This is a genomic window from Xenorhabdus innexi, assembly GCF_002632485.1.
Taxonomy (GTDB): domain Bacteria; phylum Pseudomonadota; class Gammaproteobacteria; order Enterobacterales; family Enterobacteriaceae; genus Xenorhabdus; species Xenorhabdus innexi.
Window position 1 is genome coordinate 27,939 of record NZ_NIBU01000024.1, and the last position, 20,482, is coordinate 48,420.

21 protein-coding genes are annotated in these 20,482 nt (G+C 40.1%); 2 read left to right on the forward strand and 19 right to left on the reverse strand.

Going from position 1 to position 20,482, the window contains the following annotated elements; genetic code table 11:
- The 9 genes from Xinn_RS11210 to fkpA form a co-directional block, all read right to left on the reverse strand.
- Positions 1 to 129, reverse strand: a 129-nt coding sequence (locus Xinn_RS11210; RefSeq protein ID WP_231069005.1) for a GTP-binding protein, incomplete at its 3' end; no start/stop codon positions are given.
- A 71-nt stretch (positions 130 to 200) separates the two neighbouring features.
- A complete protein-coding gene (gene fusA / locus Xinn_RS11215) occupies positions 201 to 2,309 on the reverse strand; it encodes an elongation factor G (RefSeq protein ID WP_086954595.1) in 2,109 nt (702 codons plus the stop codon).
- Positions 2,310 to 2,403: 94 nt separating this feature from the next.
- The gene (rpsG, locus tag Xinn_RS11220) at positions 2,404 to 2,874 is read right to left on the reverse strand and encodes a 30S ribosomal protein S7 (RefSeq protein WP_086954596.1); all 471 of its coding nucleotides are present in this window, start codon (positions 2,872 to 2,874) and stop codon (positions 2,404 to 2,406) included.
- Positions 2,875 to 2,973: 99 nt separating this feature from the next.
- Positions 2,974 to 3,348, reverse strand: coding sequence for a 30S ribosomal protein S12 (gene rpsL, locus Xinn_RS11225; protein ID WP_086954597.1), 375 nt, complete (start codon positions 3,346 to 3,348; stop codon positions 2,974 to 2,976).
- 240 nt (positions 3,349 to 3,588) lie between these two features.
- Positions 3,589 to 3,876, reverse strand: a complete 288-nt coding sequence (gene tusB, locus Xinn_RS11230; RefSeq protein WP_086954598.1) for a sulfurtransferase complex subunit TusB — start codon at positions 3,874 to 3,876, stop codon at positions 3,589 to 3,591.
- A 33-nt stretch (positions 3,877 to 3,909) separates the two neighbouring features.
- A complete protein-coding gene (gene tusC, locus Xinn_RS11235) occupies positions 3,910 to 4,269 on the reverse strand; it encodes a sulfurtransferase complex subunit TusC (RefSeq protein WP_086954599.1) in 360 nt (119 codons plus the stop codon).
- 50 nt (positions 4,270 to 4,319) lie between these two features.
- A complete protein-coding gene (tusD, locus tag Xinn_RS11240; RefSeq protein WP_086954600.1) occupies positions 4,320 to 4,715 on the reverse strand; it encodes a sulfurtransferase complex subunit TusD in 396 nt (131 codons plus the stop codon).
- Between the two features lie 10 nt (positions 4,716 to 4,725).
- The gene (locus Xinn_RS11245) at positions 4,726 to 5,478 is read right to left on the reverse strand and encodes a helix-turn-helix transcriptional regulator (RefSeq protein ID WP_086954601.1); all 753 of its coding nucleotides are present in this window, start codon (positions 5,476 to 5,478) and stop codon (positions 4,726 to 4,728) included.
- A 371-nt stretch (positions 5,479 to 5,849) separates the two neighbouring features.
- Positions 5,850 to 6,614: an FKBP-type peptidyl-prolyl cis-trans isomerase gene (fkpA, locus tag Xinn_RS11250; protein WP_086954602.1), complete on the reverse strand. Its 765-nt coding sequence runs from the start codon at positions 6,612 to 6,614 to the stop codon at positions 5,850 to 5,852.
- 306 nt (positions 6,615 to 6,920) lie between these two features.
- Here fkpA and Xinn_RS11255 point away from each other — a divergent pair, with 306 nt between their 5' ends.
- Entirely contained in the window at positions 6,921 to 7,139 is a 219-nt protein-coding gene (locus Xinn_RS11255; protein WP_086956523.1) for a SlyX family protein, read from the forward strand.
- On the opposite strand, the gene Xinn_RS21780 is transcribed toward Xinn_RS11255, so the two are convergent.
- The 5 genes from Xinn_RS21780 to kefG all read right to left on the reverse strand — a co-directional run bounded on the left by Xinn_RS21780 (position 7,136) and on the right by kefG (position 10,789).
- Positions 7,136 to 7,378, reverse strand: coding sequence for a hypothetical protein (locus Xinn_RS21780; RefSeq protein ID WP_143706528.1), 243 nt, complete (start codon positions 7,376 to 7,378; stop codon positions 7,136 to 7,138). The two genes, Xinn_RS11255 and Xinn_RS21780, sit on opposite strands and share 4 nt — an antisense overlap.
- Positions 7,317 to 7,853, reverse strand: a complete 537-nt coding sequence (slyD, locus tag Xinn_RS11260) for a peptidylprolyl isomerase (protein ID WP_086954604.1) — start codon at positions 7,851 to 7,853, stop codon at positions 7,317 to 7,319. Before slyD ends, Xinn_RS21780 begins: the two co-directional genes overlap by 62 nt.
- Positions 7,854 to 8,028: 175 nt before the next feature.
- On the reverse strand, positions 8,029 to 8,232 hold the full coding sequence (locus Xinn_RS11265; RefSeq protein ID WP_086954605.1) for a YheV family putative zinc ribbon protein: 204 nt from the start codon (positions 8,230 to 8,232) through the stop codon (positions 8,029 to 8,031).
- A 176-nt stretch (positions 8,233 to 8,408) separates the two neighbouring features.
- Complete coding sequence (gene kefB / locus Xinn_RS11270; protein WP_086954606.1) at positions 8,409 to 10,223, reverse strand: glutathione-regulated potassium-efflux system protein KefB; 1,815 nt, start codon at positions 10,221 to 10,223, stop codon at positions 8,409 to 8,411.
- Between the two features lie 2 nt (positions 10,224 to 10,225).
- Positions 10,226 to 10,789, reverse strand: coding sequence for a glutathione-regulated potassium-efflux system ancillary protein KefG (gene kefG / locus Xinn_RS11275; protein WP_086954607.1), 564 nt, complete (start codon positions 10,787 to 10,789; stop codon positions 10,226 to 10,228).
- 125 nt (positions 10,790 to 10,914) lie between these two features.
- Between kefG and Xinn_RS11280 the strand changes: the two genes are divergently transcribed.
- Positions 10,915 to 12,867, forward strand: coding sequence for an ABC transporter ATP-binding protein (locus tag Xinn_RS11280; protein ID WP_086954608.1), 1,953 nt, complete (start codon positions 10,915 to 10,917; stop codon positions 12,865 to 12,867).
- Positions 12,868 to 13,154: 287 nt separating this feature from the next.
- On the opposite strand, the gene Xinn_RS11285 is transcribed toward Xinn_RS11280, so the two are convergent.
- The 5 genes from Xinn_RS11285 to Xinn_RS11305 form a co-directional block, all read right to left on the reverse strand.
- Positions 13,155 to 14,045 (reverse strand): LysR family transcriptional regulator, encoded by an 891-nt coding sequence (locus Xinn_RS11285; protein WP_086954609.1) that lies wholly within the window; start codon positions 14,043 to 14,045, stop codon positions 13,155 to 13,157.
- Positions 14,046 to 14,930: 885 nt separating this feature from the next.
- Entirely contained in the window at positions 14,931 to 15,851 is a 921-nt protein-coding gene (locus Xinn_RS11290; RefSeq protein WP_086954610.1) for a hypothetical protein, read from the reverse strand.
- A 22-nt stretch (positions 15,852 to 15,873) separates the two neighbouring features.
- A complete protein-coding gene (locus tag Xinn_RS11295) occupies positions 15,874 to 17,112 on the reverse strand; it encodes a hypothetical protein (RefSeq protein ID WP_086954611.1) in 1,239 nt (412 codons plus the stop codon).
- Positions 17,113 to 17,340: 228 nt separating this feature from the next.
- On the reverse strand, positions 17,341 to 18,570 hold the full coding sequence (locus Xinn_RS11300; RefSeq protein ID WP_086954612.1) for a hypothetical protein: 1,230 nt from the start codon (positions 18,568 to 18,570) through the stop codon (positions 17,341 to 17,343).
- A 126-nt stretch (positions 18,571 to 18,696) separates the two neighbouring features.
- Positions 18,697 to 20,247: a hypothetical protein gene (locus Xinn_RS11305; RefSeq protein WP_086954613.1), complete on the reverse strand. Its 1,551-nt coding sequence runs from the start codon at positions 20,245 to 20,247 to the stop codon at positions 18,697 to 18,699.
- Positions 20,248 to 20,482 lie beyond the last annotated feature (235 nt).

Consider the following 20,482-nt stretch of genomic DNA (forward strand, 5'->3'; position numbering starts at 1 on the left):
GCTACCGCCGTAGGTTTTTGCCAGAACGGTGGTGATTGCAGCAGTCAGGGTAGTTTTACCGTGGTCAACGTGGCCGATAGTACCAACGTTAACGTGCGGCTTGGAACGTTCAAACTTTTCTTTAGACACGACTCTATTCCTTAATACCGCTCCCTCGTCACAAATGATGAGGGAGCCAAAAAGATAGTAAACTCGAAAACTTATCTAGCTTTACGAGCTTCGATAATAGCCTGAGCGACGTTGCTAGGCGCTTCGTTGTACTTCAAGAACTCCATGGAGTAAGAAGCACGACCTTGGGTCTGAGAACGCAGGTCAGTAGCATAACCAAACATTTCAGATAATGGTACTTGAGCACGAACAATTTTGCCCGTAGCTACATCATCCATACCATCGATCATACCACGGCGACGGTTCAGGTCACCGATGACGTCACCCATATAGTCTTCTGGTGTTTCCACTTCGACTTTCATGATTGGCTCCAGCAGAACTGGTTTCGCCTTCATGAAGCCTTCTTTAAATGCCATGGATGCAGCAATTTTAAAGGCGATTTCTGAGGAGTCAACGTCATGGTAAGAACCGTCGAACAGAGCAACTTTAACGTCAACGATTGGGTAACCCGCCAGAACACCGCTCTTCAGCTGTTCCTGAACGCCTTTGTCAACGCCTGGGATGTATTCTTTAGGAACAACACCACCAACGATTTCGTTCGCGAATTCGTAACCGTCGCCACCTGATTCCATAGGCTCGATACGTAGCCAAACGTGACCATACTGACCACGACCACCGGATTGTTTAGCGTGTTTACCTTCCTGCTCAACAGAGGCACGGATGGTTTCACGGTAAGCAACCTGTGGTTTACCTACGTTCGCTTCAACGTTGAATTCACGACGCATACGGTCAACCAGTACGTCGAGGTGAAGTTCACCCATACCTGCGATGATAGTCTGACCAGACTCTTCATCACTGCTTACGCGGAATGATGGGTCTTCTTGTGCCAGACGACCTAAAGCGATACCCATTTTTTCCTGGTCAGCTTTAGTTTTTGGTTCGATAGCAACAGAGATAACTGGCTCTGGGAATTCCATGCGCTCCAGAATGATTGGGGCAGACATGTCACACAGAGTGTCACCTGTAGTTACATCTTTCAGACCGATAGCAGCAGCGATGTCGCCTGCACGGACTTCTTTGATTTCTTCACGTTTGTTAGCGTGCATCTGAACGATACGACCAAAACGTTCTTTCTTGTCTTTAATCGGGTTCAGTACGGTGTCACCAGAGTTAACAACACCGGAGTAAACACGGAAGAACGTCAGGTTACCCACGAATGGGTCAGTTGCGATTTTGAACGCCAGTGCTGAGAAAGGCTCGTCATCGCTTGAATGACGTTCTGCTGGGGTATCTTTGCCATCTGGCAACATACCTTTGATAGACTCAACGTCAGTTGGCGCTGGCAGATATTCGATAACTGCATCCAACATTGCCTGAACACCTTTGTTCTTAAATGCAGAACCACAGGTAACCAGGATAATTTCGTTAGCCAGAACACGCTTACGCAGAGCTGCCTTGACTTCGTCTTCAGTCAGCTCTTCACCGCTCAGATATTTGTCCATCAGTTCTTCTGATGCTTCTGCAGCGGATTCAATCAGGTTCTGATGCCATTCCTGCGCCAGTTCAAGCATGTCAGCTGGGATATCTTCATAAGTGAAGGTAGTTCCCTGATCAGCTTCGTTCCAGTTGATTGCTTTCATTTTCAGCAGGTCAACAACACCGGTGAAGGTATCTTCTGCACCGATTGCCAATTGCAGAGGAACTGGGTTAGCTGCCAGACGAGTTTTGATCTGATCAACAACGCGCAGGAAGTTCGCACCCATACGGTCCATTTTGTTAACGAACGCGATACGTGGAACATTATATTTGTTAGCCTGACGCCATACGGTTTCAGACTGAGGCTGAACACCACCAACTGCACAGTAAACCATTACTGCACCATCAAGAACACGCATAGAACGCTCTACTTCGATAGTGAAGTCAACGTGGCCTGGGGTGTCGATGATGTTGATGCGGTGTGGCTCATACTGTTTAGCCATACCAGACCAGAATGCAGTAGTCGCTGCGGAGGTAATGGTAATACCACGCTCCTGCTCCTGCTCCATCCAGTCCATAGTTGCTGAACCTTCGTGAGTTTCACCGATTTTATGGTTTACACCTGTGTAAAACAGAATACGTTCAGTTGTTGTGGTTTTACCGGCGTCGATGTGGGCACTGATACCGATATTACGGTAGCGTGCTATAGGTGTTTGACGAGCCATTTTTTCCTCTCTCGTGGGCGTTCTTCAATTTGGAGAACGGGCAGCCGCAGCTACCCAGAACATATTCACTGCCGATGGATTGCCAAAAAATGGATTACCAACGGTAGTGTGCGAACGCCTTGTTAGCTTCTGCCATACGGTGAACGTCTTCACGTTTCTTAACAGCAGCGCCTTTGTTTTCAGCCGCATCAGATAATTCATTCGCCAGGCGCAGAGCCATAGACTTATCACCGCGTTTACGAGCAGCATCAACGATCCAACGCATTGCCAGAGCATTACGACGAACCGGACGAACTTCAACTGGAACCTGATAGGTAGAACCACCTACACGGCGGGATTTAACTTCCACAGTCGGGCGCACGTTATCCAGTGCCTGCTCGAATGCTTCCAGATGTTCTTTACCGGAACGCTGAGCCAGGGTCTCAAGCGCACCATATACGATTGCTTCTGCGACAGACTTTTTACCGTCTACCATCAGGATATTTACAAATTTGGCCAGCAGTTCTGATCCGAACTTTGGATCTGGCAGAATTTTACGTTGACCAATTACACGACGACGTGGCATGGAAATACTCCGTTTCGAATTTCAGGGTTGTCCAAAACTCTACGAGTTTATTTTGACATTAAAAGTGAACAATGTTTGGCCTTACTTAACGGAGGACCATTAAGCCTTTGGCTTCTTCACACCGTACTTAGAACGAGCTTGTTTACGGTCTTTAACACCAGAACAGTCCAGTGCGCCGCGAACGGTGTGGTAACGCACACCTGGCAAGTCTTTAACACGACCGCCACGGATCAGGATAACGGAGTGCTCTTGCAGGTTGTGGCCTTCACCACCGATGTAAGAAGTCACTTCGAAACCGTTAGTCAAACGCACACGGCATACTTTACGCAGTGCTGAGTTTGGTTTTTTTGGAGTGGTGGTATATACACGAGTACATACGCCACGTTTCTGCGGGCAAGCTTCCAGAGCAGGAACGTTGCTTTTCACAACTTTCGAGCTACGGGATTTGCGAACCAGCTGGTTAATAGTTGCCATTATTAAAAAAGCTCCTGGTTTTTTTGCTTCGTAAACACGGATTTTACCCTCTGTCAGCCATGATGACAAAACGAGAGGACGCGGAATTTTATTGCTGACTTGACGAGGTGTCAAGAAATATACAGTCTTTATATATGTTGCTATCGTCAGTATTATGTCTGCGTACTCAAGAGTCCACAGGCTACTGATTTATTGACTGAATAATTATGGGCAATATCTGCTGGCAAAATGCGGAAATATTTACCAACTTAAACTTTGCTGGTGTTTCACTGTTAAATTAACAAAGCCATTGTAATTGACCACTTTTACGTGCTCTGAAACCCGCTCCGTAAGCCCTCGGGCATCCAGATCCTCCTGCAAGGCGTAGATACCCGCCCCCGTATGAATCAATTCTGCTAAATAGGGATTACCATGAATACCCAGTAATACCCCATTTTGCAGCATCAGGACATCATCTGCATCAGTGATCAGGCCAAGTACTGCATTGAAGTCATCCTGATAAGGTGAGCATCTAACAGTATATAACATGTCATCTCCCCAAAGTAGATTAAAATTTCAACACTAAAATTTCAACACAACATCGTAACCCGCCAGAATTTCCCGGATTGCCCTAGCAGAAAGAAATTCAGCTTCCAGAATGAAATCATCTTCTGGGCTATATCCCCTAACCGTCAGATCATCAAGACAAATATAATATTTTTCAATATCATACAGAGGCAAAATTTTAAATGTTGAAATATAGTCACGTGACAGGATTTTATCCGGCTGCTGGTTGGACAGCAGCTGAAATACGCCATCTGAAATAAAGAACACGCCGACCTGTTCCGTCAATGCTGATGTTGCAAGCAGTGCATCCAGCCCTTCTCTACCGGCAGAAGAGCCGTGGGGGGCCTCAGTAAAAACGAAGGCAATTTTTTTCATTATATTCTTCCTGTTGTGCCCCTAAGCCTGTGCCGTTAAGCATTGTTCTCTTAAAATTGTACCACGCGGTCACACAGCATCATCGCCTCAGCCAAAGAACCAAGCCCACTGAGTTCAAAACCATCGGCGAGATTCGCCCCTGCCAGATTCAGTTCATTTGCCTGCTGCTCATCCACAACGCCGCGTCGTAGCGCAGCGGCAACACAAATAAACAGTTCAAACTGATGCTGAGCAGCCAACGACTGCCACGCCCTGACAAGATCAACCTCATCATTGGCAGGCGCGGTCAGCTGATTGCCATTCTGGACGCCTTCACGATAAAAAAACACGCTATGCAATTTATGGCCGGAAGCAATAAGTGCCTGAGCAAACTGATAGGCGCTACTGGCTTGCTGAGTCCCGTATGCCGATCCGGTCACCAGCAGGCAATAAGACAGTGGCAGCATGACTTCTCCATTACTTTTCCGGATGAGCACATTCACCGTTTTTAAACTGGCGAATATAAAGATATACCGTATGCTTGGAGATATTCAGACGGTCAGCGACCTGATTAATCGCATCTTTGATATCAAAAATGCCCTTCTCATAGAGGTTCAGAACGACCTGCCTGTTTTTGGCATTATTGGAAACATTACGATCAGCATTGACTTCTTCGATAGTAAATTCCAGTGTCTGGGCAACCAAATCATCCACAGAAGAAGCAAAATTGACGTTTGAAGAAACTTCATGAGTTTTTTCAGGAATAAACGTCTGAATAATTTCAGAAAAGGGAACATCAAGATTCATATTGATACACAAAAGCCCGATGACCCGACGCTGACGATTGCGAATAGCAATAGTGACAGATTTCATCAATGAGCCACTCTTTGCTCTGGTGAAATAAGCTCTGGAAACAGAAGAATCTTCATCAGTAATATCGTGCAGCATCCGCAATGCCAGATCGGTAATAGGGGAACCAATTTTACGGCCGGTATGTTCTCCGTTAGCTATTCTGACAGCTGAACATTTAAGGTCCTCCAGTGAATGAAGAACAATTTCACAATGCCCACCAATCAGCATAGCCAGGCCATCAACTGCCGCTTCATAAGACTTTAAAATTTCATGATCCGTTTCACTGAACGGTTGATTTTCCAGTAAATCAATATCGTTGTTATTAACAGATATGTTATCACCGGATATTTTATCACCAGACAATAGTGGGGTAGACATGTAATACACCATCCTTCAAGCTTAGACTTCGCCTCACCAAAAACATCAGGGAGAGATTTATTATAACCGTAGTTAGCAGACAACATTTAAAAGCGCTGTATTCTATCCAGAATAATGACGTTAAAACTACATTAAATTACCGTCAAGCTCTTGCCGGGTAAGACTATCCGGCTTTATCACAGCGTTAATGTTCGAATACACCTGATATATGAAAAAATTATTCTATTTAATACCGTAGAAAATAATAAGTGGTCAAATTCATTTTCTATATTTAGTCTTGAATAACTTACCAAGCCGAAGTAAATATTCTCATAACAAAACAGGGGCATGATAGCCCCTGTTATAAAATAATGTATTAATTACGATACAAATTATTTTGCTTTCGTGTTGGGTTTAATATCCAACAATTCAATTTCAAAGACTAAGGTTGAGTTAACCGGAATGCCCTGAACACCATTTTTGCCGTAAGCTAACTCAGGCGGAATAACCAGCTTCATTTTTCCACCTTTTTTCAGGTGCTGAAGACCTTCTGTCCAACCCGGGATAACACCCCCCAAAGGGATAGACAGCGGCTCTTTCCGCTCATAGGAACTATCAAACACCTTACCGTCAATCAAAGAACCTTTGTAGTTTACAACGACAGTATCGCCTGATGTAGGCTTTTTGCCTGTTCCTTCACGTTCAATCTTGTACAAAAGACCCGATTTAGTTTTGACTACCCCGGCTTCCTTAGCGAACTGTGCGCGGAATTTATCCCCTTTCACGTTATTTTCGCTGGCTTCTTTTTCCAGTTTAGCCTGTAAAGAAGTCCTGATTTTTGCATCAAACTCACTGAGGATCTGCTGAATTTCGCTATCATTCAGTTTACTTTTATTATTTATTGCTTCTCCGAAGCCAGACATAACCTGAGATTTATCGAGATCGATACCCAGAGCTTTCTGTTCCTCTAAAGATTTTTCCATATAACGACCAATGGAAGCACCCAAAGCATAAGAGTTCTGCTGTTCCAAAGTCTTGAAAGCCTTATTCAACTTCACTTCATCGCTGGCTTTTTCTTCATTAGCCATTGCATACGGCACACCGAATGTTATTGCCAGTGTAGTTGCTAACAAAGTTGTTTTTAAGAATGATTTCATCATGTTCTCCAATAAATTTGACTGAATTTGTCATCAGCAAAAATCATGCAACCACATGTACTATAACTGCCTACTAAAACCAATAACAATATTTGCTATACATTGTCCTGAAAAAGATTGTAATCACATTGATACCAAACGCTTTTACTTATTCCATTTTTTCTTTGCGTTACGTTTATCTGCCCTTATCTTTGCCAAAAAATTTAGGTATCAGGACACGGGTATTATAGTATCAACCCGTTTAGAATAATCATTTCATCATGAAATTAAATGAACGAACAACAAACAAAGATGCGGGGAAAAATTATGGGATTACCCAGTTTTGAGCAGAGATTTGAGCAACTGGAAACTAAACTAGCCTACCAGGAAATGACGATTGAAGAATTAAACCAAGAGGTTAGAAAGCAGCAGGTAGAAATAGATATATTGAAAGAACAGTTAAAATTAATGGCTGAGCGGCTGAAAACCCACCAGTCATCAATTATCGCACCGATGTCGGAAGAAACGCCTCCTCCTCACTATTAAGAGAATATTGATAAGGAGCATCTTGACCGGGGAGTGCCCCAGTATTGCTGGCCGGAGTAAATACCTGCCAGAAAAGGCCGGGGCAAACTGTCAATGGGGTAAACCATAAACAGGACAAACCATAAAAAAGAGAAGCCTGTCAGCTTCCCTTTTTCCGTCTGAATTTTTCCTGCTAAATCAGTGGCAGCTGCCACCGCAGCAGCTATGACCTTCGTCGTCATGCTGATGATCGTGGTCACCACAACCACCCTGACCATGCACGTGACCGTGAGCCAGTTCTTCTTCTGTTGCTTCACGAATCGCAACAATTTCAACATTGAACTTCAGGTTCTGGCCTGCCAGCATATGGTTGCCGTCAACAACAACGTCATCACCTTCTAAGGCAGTGATTTCAACAGGTACAGGACCCATATCCGTGTCAGCCAGGAAACGCATACCAACTTCTAATTCCTCAACACCCACAAAAACATCTTTTGGTACGCGCTGAACCAGATTTTCATCATACTGACCATATGCATCATCAGCTTCAACGCTCACATCAAAGCGCTCACCAGCCTCACGACCATCCAGCGATTTCTCTAAACCGCTAATCAGGGAACCGCGGCCATGCAGATAGTCTAACGGTGCGCTCACCGGGGACTCATCAACTAAAACACCATCTTCTGTTCTTACTTGATAAGCCAAGCTGACCACCAAATCTTTTGCTACTTTCATGACATCTCCTACGATACCCGGGTAAAAACGTGAGGGAAAACTTTACGTTACAACTAAATACGTTACGACTAACTCTAACGTGACGACTAAAAATGCCGCTGATTGTACCGGAATTCTACTTCACTGTATCCGGTAATGAAAAAATTTATCCGACATCTGTTGTAACTCAGTTCAATTAGTTAGGGGTAAAAATACCGATAACCTGTTCCTGATCTCGGACATGGGACGTTACAGACTCATCGGTTTGCCGTTGAAGATGCCCACAACTGACACACTCCACAACATCCACTTTATTCTCCTGCCACATGGCCAAAGTATCCTGTGACTGACACTTCGGGCAAACGGCTCCTGCAATAAAACGCTTACGACTTACTGACATACATTCCCCCATGACTTCACACTCTGCAATATTGCATACATTGCCATGCATATTATACCCAATGGATTTCAAGTTGCATCGCGGCGGCAAGGGAGAGCACCCGGAAGCATAGATAACTATGTGACTGGGGCGAACGAGCGCAGCCAACAAAGAGGCAACCTGAAAGACGAAAGGGATTATTCATCCCAGCCTTCCGGCTGACGACGTTCATTGAGCATTTCCCGTTCAAATAGCTCTTCCAGTTCTCTGCGGGCTTCTTTTACGCGGGATATATGGGTTACATCACCCTGTACCTGAGGCATCAGTTCACGCAACATGCGCATATCCAGACGCCTGAAATGTTGCTGAGCACGATAGGCATGATGAGGATGAATACCCAGCCCGATCATAGTCTTTCTTCCGACTTCCAACGCACTGGAGAACGTTTCCCGACTAAAATCCCGCACGCCATTCTGCAACAGTTCATGAGCTTCAAAACGCCCTCTGGCACGTGCAATGATGTGCAGGTGAGAGAAATGTTGCTGACATAAACGGACAATTGCCATCGTATCTTCCGGCTCATCACAGGTAATGACAATCGCTTTGGCTTTGTCAGCCCCCGCAGAACGCAGCAGCGCCAGCTCACTCGCATCACCATAATACACCTTATAACCATAACGACGTAGTGTACTGATCGCACTCACATCGCGCTCCAGCACAGTAATACGGATTTTATTTGCCATTAAAAGGCGCCCGACAACCTGCCCGAAACGACCAAAACCTACCACGATAACCTGTGGAGCATTATCTTCCACAACATTATCTTCCACAAAAGGTGTCTCATTGCTTTCCGCTTGTGTGTTGTAACGGTCGGTTAATATACGTTCGATCAATGTCATAACCAGTGGTGTTGTCATCATCGATAGTGTCACCACCACCAACAAAAACGACATCTGGCCCTGATCTAACACTTTCTCCCCAAGAGCGGCAGAAAATAAAACAAAGGCGAATTCCCCTCCCTGACTTAACATCCCTGAGAACTGCATAATTAATGATTTTTCCAGACCAGAAATTCTGCCGATGGCATACAATAGGATACTTTTTATCAATACCAGTGCCAGAACCGCGAGCAATACATCAGGCAAATAGCTCAACAGCACACCAATATTCAATGACATACCGACAGAAATAAAAAACAGCCCCAGCAATAATCCCTTGAAGGGTTCAATAGAAATTTCCAGCTCATGGCGATATTCACTATCGGCAAGCAGAACACCTGCGATAAACGTCCCCAGCGCCATCGAAAAACCCAGCATCTCCATAAAAATTGCTGCACCAAGAACAACCAACAAAGCAGCAGCGGTAAATACCTCCCTGACACCGGATTTCACCACCAGACGAAATAAAGGGCGTAATAAATAGCGCCCGCCCAACAACATTCCGGCAAAAGCAATAATTTTAAGACCAATACGATACCAGTCACCGGAAGCCGCGCCACCTGCCAATATCGGTATCAAAGCTAAAGCCGGGATTAACGCGATATCCTGAAAAAGCAGAATAGAAAAACCGAGTTGCCCGCCTTCATTATTTGCCATGCCTTTTTCCCGCATTAATTGCAGAGCCATCGCGGTTGACGACATGGCGAGACCAACGCCACCGATCACTGCGGCCTGCCATGAGAAATGAGTCAGAAAAAGGAATGAAGCCAGAACTGATGCAGTCAGCACAACCTGTACCGTACCGGCACCAAAGATAGAGCGCCTGAGTTGCCAGAGTTTTGCCGGATTGAGTTCAAGACCAATGATGAACATCAGAAAAACAATACCAAGCTCAGAGAAATGGAGGATCTCACCGACATCCTTAATAAGTCCGGTTCCCCAAGGACCAAGCGCAATCCCGGCAAGAAGATATCCTAAAACAGCTCCGATTCTGAATTTCTGAGCCAGAGGAACAGCCACAACAGCAGCAAACAGAAATAATATTCCGGCGCTTAACAGCGCTGAAGTCTCCATGATTAAAGCCCTCCCAGAGACAGCGGCGCTTTAAGCCATTCCCAATACGCATTTGCATGACTGACGAGCACTTCAGATGGCTGACGTCTGGCCCAGTAGAGGATCATCGGTGACAACCAGTGCATATGACACATTGAAGCCACTAATTCGAAAGGCCGGAGAATCTCTTCCATCGAATAACGGTTGTGCCCGCTGCTGCGGAAGGCACCTTCAGGCTCTCCCGTGGTAATGAAAGAACGCCAATATTTATTTTTCAGCATCGGCTCAGTGCCACCAATAAAATCACGGCTTAACACGCGATCCATCCACTCTTTCAATAAAGCAGGACAGCTATAAGTATAAAGAGGATGCTGAAACACAATGATCTGATGCTCACTTAAGAGCTTCTGCTCTGCCGGGACATCAATAAAAAAGTCAGGATAGCAGCCATACAGATCGTGAATAGTGACATTCTCCAGATCCCGAACCGTCTGGAGCAACACTTTATTGACCACAGAACCCTGCGGTTCTGGATGGATATACAACAGTAATACCTTGGGCGGCAGAACATTAGATGACAATAGCATCAATCCCCCCTCAGGACGTGTCAGGCCACCTATTTTCCGCTACCATGCACGCCAGACTATCGAAACAACGAAACGAACAGATACAATGTAATTATTAACTTAACATACTCTATACAGACAACATCATGATTGTTTTTTCTTCTCTGCAAATCCGCCGAGGCATCCGCGTTCTGCTGGACAATGCCAGCGCGACCATTAATCCGGGCCAGAAAGTGGGTCTGGTGGGTAAAAATGGCTGTGGCAAATCAACCCTGCTTTCATTACTGAAAGGTGAACTTCAGGCTGAAAATGGTTCTGTGACATTTCCCGGAAACTGGGCTTTGGCATGGGTAAATCAGGAAACTCCCGCTCTGGAAATTTCCGCGCTTGAATATGTGATCGACGGTGATCGTGAATTCCGTCAACTGGAGCACAAGCTGAAAATAGCCAACGAACAGAATGATGGTCACGCTATTGCCCACCTTCACGGTCAATTGGACACTATTCAGGCATGGACAATCCGCGCCCGTGCATCCAGTTTGCTGCATGGTCTGGGCTTTTCTCAGGCACAGTTAGAACAACCTGTCAGCTCATTTTCCGGCGGCTGGCGTATGCGCCTCAATCTGGCTCAGGCACTGATCTGCCGTTCTGACCTGCTATTGCTTGATGAACCAACTAACCATCTTGATCTGGATGCTGTCATCTGGCTTGAAAAGTGGCTGAAAAGCTACACCGGTACTTTGATTCTGATATCGCATGACAGGGATTTCCTCGACCCGATCATCGATAAAATCCTGCATATCGAGCAACAGAATTTATCTGAATATACGGGTAATTACTCTTCCTTTGAACGGCAACGGGTTGCCAAACTGGCTCAACAACAGGCTCTGTACCAAAGCCAGCAAGAAAAAGTGGCACACTTGCAAAGCTATATTGACCGTTTCCGTGCTAAAGCCACCAAAGCAAAACAGGCACAGAGCCGGATTAAAATGCTGGAACGCATGGAACTGATTGCACCGGCTCATGTTGATAACCCATTCCATTTTAGCTTCCGAGAACCAGAAAACCTGCCAAATCCGCTATTGAATATGGAAAAAATCAGTGCAGGATACGGTGACAAGACTGTGCTGGACTCGATCAAATTAAATCTGGTTCCCGGTTCACGCATTGGCCTGCTGGGTCGGAACGGAGCCGGTAAATCAACACTTATCAAATTACTGGCAGGAGAACTCGCACCACAGCAGGGGGAAATAGCCTTAGCCAAAGGTATCAAACTGGGATATTTCGCCCAGCACCAGTTGGAATACCTCCGTGCAGACGAATCGCCTTTACAGCACTTAGCCAGACTCGCACCACAGGAAGCCGAGCAACAACTGAGAGATTATCTCGGAGGCTTCGGATTCAAAGGAGATCAAGTGACTGACCAGAGTGCCCGTTTTTCCGGCGGGGAAAAGGCTCGACTGGTACTTGCACTGATTGTCTGGCAGCGGCCAAACCTTCTGCTACTGGATGAACCAACCAACCACCTCGATCTGGACATGAGACAGGCACTGACTGAAGCCCTGATCGATTTCGATGGTGCGCTTGTTGTGGTATCCCACGACCGACATCTGCTGCGCTCTACAACGGACGAGCTTTATCTGGTACATGATGGCAAAGTGGAATCGTTCACCGGCGATCTGGAAGACTATCAACAATGGCTGACAGAGTTACAACGCCAGCAATTACGCGAAAGTCAGGAAAAAGAAAAAGTGCCTTCCTACATGGATGCACCTGCCAATAACGCATCGAATTACAGCGCAGCGGAACGTAAAGATCAAAAAAGGCGTGAAGCGGAATTCCGTAACCAGACACAGCCATTGCGTAAACGGCTGACTGTTCTTGAAAAGCAAATGGAAAATTTAAGTACAGAACTGGCAAATGTAGAAGAAAAACTGTCAGATAACACAATATATGAAAGTGATCGCAAAGCTGAGTTAACTGAGTGCCTGCACCAACAAAGTAACACCAAATCCAAACTGGAAGATATAGAAGTTGAATGGTTAGATATTCAGGAACAACTGGAAAAAATGACAGAAACGTTTAACGCAAATCTGTAAATTTTTTCTGAGAATATATTTTCAGACATCATTACCGGGCATTGTAATCTAATACCCGGTAATGATACTTTCAGCCAAAAAGACATATCCTTATGATAATACATACAAAAATTACTTTACTGAAGATTTAAATTTATATAACTTACAAATCACTTTTATAATTAAATTTTAGAAACCGTATACATTTACCCGTAAACCTCACAGTCTTATTATTTAAAAATTCACTTTTCAGAAAAACGCATTAATAATAGAAACAGAATAATTCGATGACCCTTTATTAAATTATTTTACAGATTGACTACCCATGCAGAAAAGCTTTCTGCATCATCAACCAAATCATCATCTATTGACTTACTCCATACTACACCCAAGTCTATTTTTTTACCTGTTTCAACAAGTTCGAGAGAATTCATATAATAATCGGGAATTGCACTTATCATTCTCTTAGGCACACATGTGTAAGCCCCATTTTTTGTAATCATCGCCATCATCAACATAATATCATTTGTTTTTAATAACAAATTCATACTATCACTGCTATAAATAGGAAAAACATTTAAACAATCATTCAAATCAGCATTGTTTTTTTCTTCAGGCGCCATTGTCAGAGAATTCTCACTGCCATACTGACTATTTCCCATTCTGAATTTAGATATCAACGGACTCTTTTTCTTAAATATATACACTAACTTTTCAGTAAATGTTTTTTTTACATCAAACGGTTTTGTCGCTACCAGAGGCATAACAGCCACATGAAGCATACCTGCATTCAGTAAATTAACTTGCTGTTCAACTGACAACCCCGTCATCAAAGCCAGTACAATATTGCCTTTCTTCTCTACAAGCTGCTTTTCGATTTGAGAATAAATGTGGACAGGAAAACAAGAACCGACATACAAATGCCGGGTAATTTCTTTTTTTGAATCAGACTGCACCTGGTTTTTAAACTGCTCATAATGTGTTAAAAATTTTCTGGTATTTTCCAGCGTTTTCTGACCAAAATCTGTTAATTTTGTTCCATTTGGTCCTCTTCTGAATAATTCAGCTCCCAGAATATCTTCCAGACCATGTATTTTTTTCGTCAAAGCAGGCTGAGAAAGGTAAAGCCTCTCTGATGCCTTGTGATAATTAAGAGTCTCAGCCAAAACGATGAAAGCTTCAAGATTGCGTATATCCATGTTCTTTCGCCCAATGGTTGTGAATAACGACAAAACATTACAGATTCATGGTGATAGCATTTTAACTTAGCGCTTTGCCAAAGGTCTTATCAGAACTACTGGTCAAAATGTTTACTAATGAAAGGTTAGTTAATAAGAATACAATTAGCAAAAGATTTACCACTGCACCTTAATCACATTAATTTATAATAACATTGCTAATGAAGAGAAAATACGCATACTATAAAAAGATAATTTCACCTCCTCATAGCTAGCTCGTGATTCAGCTCGTGATTCATACATAAAATTACAATTCACACTTTATTAATTACAATTTCTGACATTCACAAAAACAATAACCTTAATACCAAATAACTTCAGAGTATTAAACCAAAAATTGATTAAATAAAATATTATTTTAATAAAGTATCACATAATCAAATCACAAGTGAACAGATTAATAAAAAAAACAAACAAAAGAATATAAAGCTAATTTACTCGCATAATGAAAAAAATAAATGAAAGTTATTTTTCAATCCATAATAAAATCGCTATAATTTAATTATCAAAGCACTGTAAACACTGGTAAGTAATTAGTTATAACACATTAAGAAAGGTGAAATAAATTTAGAAACTCCTGAAGGGTATAAATAAGCAGAGCACCAATCATAAAAAACGATAAAAATAAAAAGCCATCTTGGTCGATACCTTTTCACATTTTTATATAGAAGCATTCTGTAATCACACATTATCTATTGCAAAATAAATTCAGACAACTGCATATGGAAGAGAGTATTAATTTATCACAAGAATAATAACCAGTTGAAATTTACTAAAAATCTTAACCCCCTAATGATTAGCACCCATATGCATGGGTGCTAATTTAAAAAAAACACTTCCATTCATTTATTCCGGGCAGTTATAGCAAGGTCTATAATTTGGGTTTGTGCAAACAGTATTTGTATTAATTCCATACTTAGGATCTGTTCCACAAGTGAATATTCGGCCTTTCCATACATCAGATTTAAAATATTTTCCATTAACCTCATACCAAAAATTAGCTTTACCATACGCAAACCTAAAACCATTATCACTAACACATTCACCATGGCTTTTAAATCCTAGCAACGCACGATGAGATAGATGATAGACAAGGCTACCATGGCTAGGATTATTAGCATCAGGGAGCATCATTTGCGTACCCAGAGAATAAGGATTCGCCAAGGTATGACAGCTTGATTCTATACAAGCGAAAGCCTCAACATTATTGCCAAATGGCACACCATCTACAGTATGGTTGCCTCCTTTTACCACAAGATATAACCCTGCTTGATTATTATGTTCCTTGTAATTAGATATCGCATGGCAGTCAATCACATTACGCCCATTTTCGCCACCACAAACAGGGGGATGTGGCTCTATTATGTTCTGATCATTATCATAACCAAAACTTGAATAGATAGTAGGAGCTTTAAATAACGAACCTTCTGATTTACCTGTATATGTTACAATTAAAGTAGCTGAATACCTCGGCTCATTTTGCCCCTGAGCTTGGACAGTATAAGAAAATGAACAAGAAACATTAATAGGAAAAAAAATAGAAAAAGGCAGCTTATATATACAAGGAGTACCTAAGTCTTCAACCTTATCAAGATTAAAACAATCTCCAATCGGAATTTCATTTACATAAAAGCATATCTGATCACCAGAGTGAGCATATTCATAATGTGGAATTTCCACACAAAATTCAGTTTTACCATGATTATATAATTTACTACCATTATATCCTTCAATTATTGGTGCAGGAAGATCATTATCATTAAACATACATTACCTCATCATTAATAGATTAGTTAAATGTATTAATATGCCCAAACCAAGTATCTCCATAAGAGACATCCGGCTCAATATCTGTTCCAATCTGATAATCAAAATATACCTCGCCATAGCGATTATCAGGATATCCCGGTTGATTATTTAATAGACTCCTAGGAATAGGAAATATTAGACTTGCAGTATGGCCACCATACTCATCCGGCACAAATGGCATTGTTTTATTCCATCTATATTTGGAATGACCTGAGAGAGAATTAGTATATAAATTCAATTCCACATTAGAACCAAATAAAACTTTTGACGTATCATCTGGAACTTTTGTTCCCATAATTACAACATAAACACCTGCATTATCAGCATTCGGAGAAGAAATATCAGTATCAGTAATAAATGTGTATTGATCTATAATATTACCAGGATGAACACCTTTGCTGTTATAAACAGTACAGGAATCATATGTTCTGTCCACATCAGACCAAGGTTTATTTGGTTCTCTTATATAAGTCAAATTCAAGGATTCTGACTTATAAGGATATATATTCCCTGACTCACTAATAACAACATACAAAAAAGATGAAAAATCATTACTTTTAAAAATAGAACAAGGTAAATTAAATGGTGTTTCCAAATCATCTGGATTATAAAACTCAATAGACTTTTTAACATATTTATTATTAACAAAAAATAACATAAATCCATTATTTTTAATATTATGATTATGTTCTAGCTTGGCTGAAAATGTACTTTCTCCTCCTGATTTTAAATAACCACCTGATAAATTCAATATATCAAGCGCAGGCATTCCAGGCGGAAGATTTTCAACCAACTGATTAACAATATAAATTCTATCATCTGCTGGAACAATTGTACCTGTAATACCAGGTATTTGAGAATACAATGATAATATCAGTTCTGTATAACTCGTTGGTTGTATGATAAATGAAATCTTTCCATCAGTATCTGTTTCAATATGGAAACCTTCTTGTCCATTATTTATGGATTCAACTTTTATTTCATTAATATGATCAGAATGAAATATTTTTACATCTTTTAAACTAGAAGAATAGTTATTAGTAACAAGTATTTTTTTTCCTTTTAAAGGTTCTCCATATATATTTCTAACTCTTGCTGTTACTTTAGTAAATATTGTTCCTGATTCAGGATCATATGAGGGGGGAACAACTAAAAAAGGAGTATCAATATTCAATCTTAATGATTTATGATTTACTTCCTCTGAAAATGAGTTAATCATTTTTTCACCTGTACATTAATAATGTTTATGAAAAATATATATTACCTAGGTTGATATACTACCGATGATGATACTCATAATTTTAAAAAATAACCCAAAAAATACACTTGAAATTTCTTATAATGGGAAATGGCTATCAAATGATAATAAAACCACGAAAAAATAGAAAACATATTATATAACATTTATTATTAACTGTTACCAAATAACCACTGAAATAAGTAATATTCAATAAATCTCAGTATCAATATCTGCATCCCAAATTTTACCGTACCTTTTATGATCGTCATAATATGTATAATCAAAATAAACATGACCATATCTACCATCTGAACATTGTTTCACATCAACAACATCTTCATATGGGATGTGAATAATAGCCGCTACTTTACTATCATTATCAATTGTATGTATTTTCACTTTACCAGAGTAACTTTTTGTATAGTTTTTATTTTTTGAGTTAAGGTACATATTTACAGTGACAAGAATATCTAAAGGAACTTTATCTGGTTCTTGGCTAGGGTCTGTAGTACCTAATACTTCAATATTTAATCCACCTTTTGGGCTATGAGTAGTTTTTTCTATTGAGCCAGAGTTAATCGCGCGATGATTTTCTATTTCATGGTATTGTGCAACACCATAACTATCATATACCGCACAAGTAGCATAATTTCTACCCGATGCTGGATTCTCTTCTGGTTTATATATAACTCCTCCTGTGTAAGTTAAAGGTAATGGATTAGACTTTTCTTCTGAAACATTACCAAAATATCTAACTATAATATAAAATAAATTTGAATAAAGTCCTTTTGTAAATATATCATATGGTAGATCATGAATAATACTCAGACTACCTTCTTGCTCCCTTCTAGCAAAATACTTTGTATATTTTCCATTTACAAAAAATAAAATATAATCTCCTTGTCTTCCTCCTTCATATCCAGGTACTTCAACTTTAAATTCACTGTCCCCATTTGATTTTAAATACTCACCAAAAAAACCAATTATTTGTGGCATGTCAAATTTAGCTACCATACTGTCCAGTGATTTATTAACGATAAAAATTGTATGTTTAGCAGGCTCAAATTTGTCTGAACCAACTACGTTAGCATATAACTCAAGAACAATGGGAATAGATTGATATGGATAAATAAAAAATAGAACTTTCCCTTTATTATCAGATTTTATAAAAAAGCCTTCTTTCCCATTAACAGATACAATAGGAAGTTGTTGTTCAGAATCTTTAGAAAGAATCTTTACTTTGCTAAGGTTTCCCAAAGTAGCATCAGAGATAAATATAGATATATTAGGTAAGTGATTCCCATATATATCTATAATATTTGCAGTAACCGTGATTTTTTTATTTTCCACGTTAGGATCTGGAATATTAGGTATAGCCAAAAATGGAAAATCCATATCTAATCTCAATGAATCAAAATTTATTTTGCTAATATCCATAAACCATTCCTTTTTTATAAAGAGCATAGAAAAAGAGAATATTAATTGAAAACATATTAATACCCACTATTCTGGTAAACATAGGTGAGCTCACCAGAATATAATATTTACTTTTCACATATAATATTATTCAGGAATAGTGTCAATTAAACCTTCCCAAACTTTCCCATAGAAAACTGTCCCTCCAATAGATAATTCATAATCAAAATAAATAGTTCCGTTAAGACCACGAAGAATCTCTAGAGGTATATTATAAGACCACGTAGCAATATTATTACTATTAACCGTTGTTGGCATTAATTGTGACCAATGTTTTTTTATACCAGTATCTGACATATTAACATACATATAGAGAGTTACATTATAACCTAATGGAACCTTCCCTTGCTGATTTTGTGCCCCATCAATTTTAATAAAAAGCCCTGTATTATTATTGGGGTTATCCAAATATTTTTTTATACTGGCATAACCAATAACTGAACCTGGTAGTAATTCAACCATACGACTCGTGTATACCTTACAAATATCATAATTTCTGTTTACTCCAGGTTGAGGATAATATGTTGCCCCTCCAATATACGTTACAGGTTGTGACCGTGATGCTTTCGAGTCTGTACCTTTTCCATAAACCACTATATAACTAAAATCATAAGAAATATCAATATCGAAAATATCGTAAGGAATATGATATGAATATATATTCTGACCCAACTCTGTATTAGGATTTTCAACTGTCACAAAGTGACCGGTATAGCTCATATCAGTATCTTGAGATTTTTTGACAAAAAATAATATATAATCTCCTCGTGCACTACCAGCATAATTATCTACCGAGACATAAAAGTCGGAATCTCCTGACGGTGAACGTAAAGGCCCTGGGTATCCTCCTAAAATTTCAGGTTCTCTCAAGCTATCCATGGGGTTTGGAACTTCAGTATCGACAATAAAAAGAGGAGAGGCTGCAGAAACCAAATCAAAAACGTTAAAAATAGATGTTCTTAATTCAAGTACCATTGAATATGATTGTTGTGGATAAATATAGAATACAACACTGCCATCTTCTTGAGAGTTAATAAACAACCCTTCGTATGTACCATATTTTTCTACTGGAATTACATTACCATTTGGTTCATCACGAATAATACATGATTTTAAATTCACTAATAAAACTGAATCGATAAAAATTGGGACGTTAGATAATGCTTGCCCATTACTATCCATGAGCGTAGTAAATACTTTTGCTTTTATATCTTTACTGGGTTTTTTAATATTAGGTGTATTTAAGAAAGCACTATCGAAATTTAGTCCTAATGAATCACTATTTATTTTTTTAGCTTTACACGTAAATTCTAAAGGACTAATACCATCTAAAGTAGGATTAAGAGCTACAGTAAAATTAATTCCATCATTATCCTTTATTGGTTTATCGGTTGCATTAGCTACCTGTAACATCAGAGTACATGTATATTTTCCACTCTGGCCTGGCACTGGGGAAAAACCAAGATCCCCTGGTAGAAGAATAATATTTTTCGTTGTTGTAGTGAATGTAACCTGTAAGGAACTACTCGGGGTTTTATCGAATAACAAAGTCAGAGTTAAGAAAAAATATTGACCTATTATAAGGTCAGAACTTTGATTAATTGAAGGCGTTAGGGAGTTCTTAATTTTATCTAACATTTCATCACCTATAAGTTTTATTATAAAGGCAGCACAATAACTTTAAACTCAAACGGGCTATAAACTGCATAAAGTAACACCCATACGATAAAGACATATGATTCTAAAATATAATGAAAAAAAGTTATCACGTGATAACTTTTTCCCATTACATGAGAATAAATAATTTCAAATAAAAAATAACAAACAACCCCACCACCAATAAAGATATACTAACAAGCTGTTATTATAATTT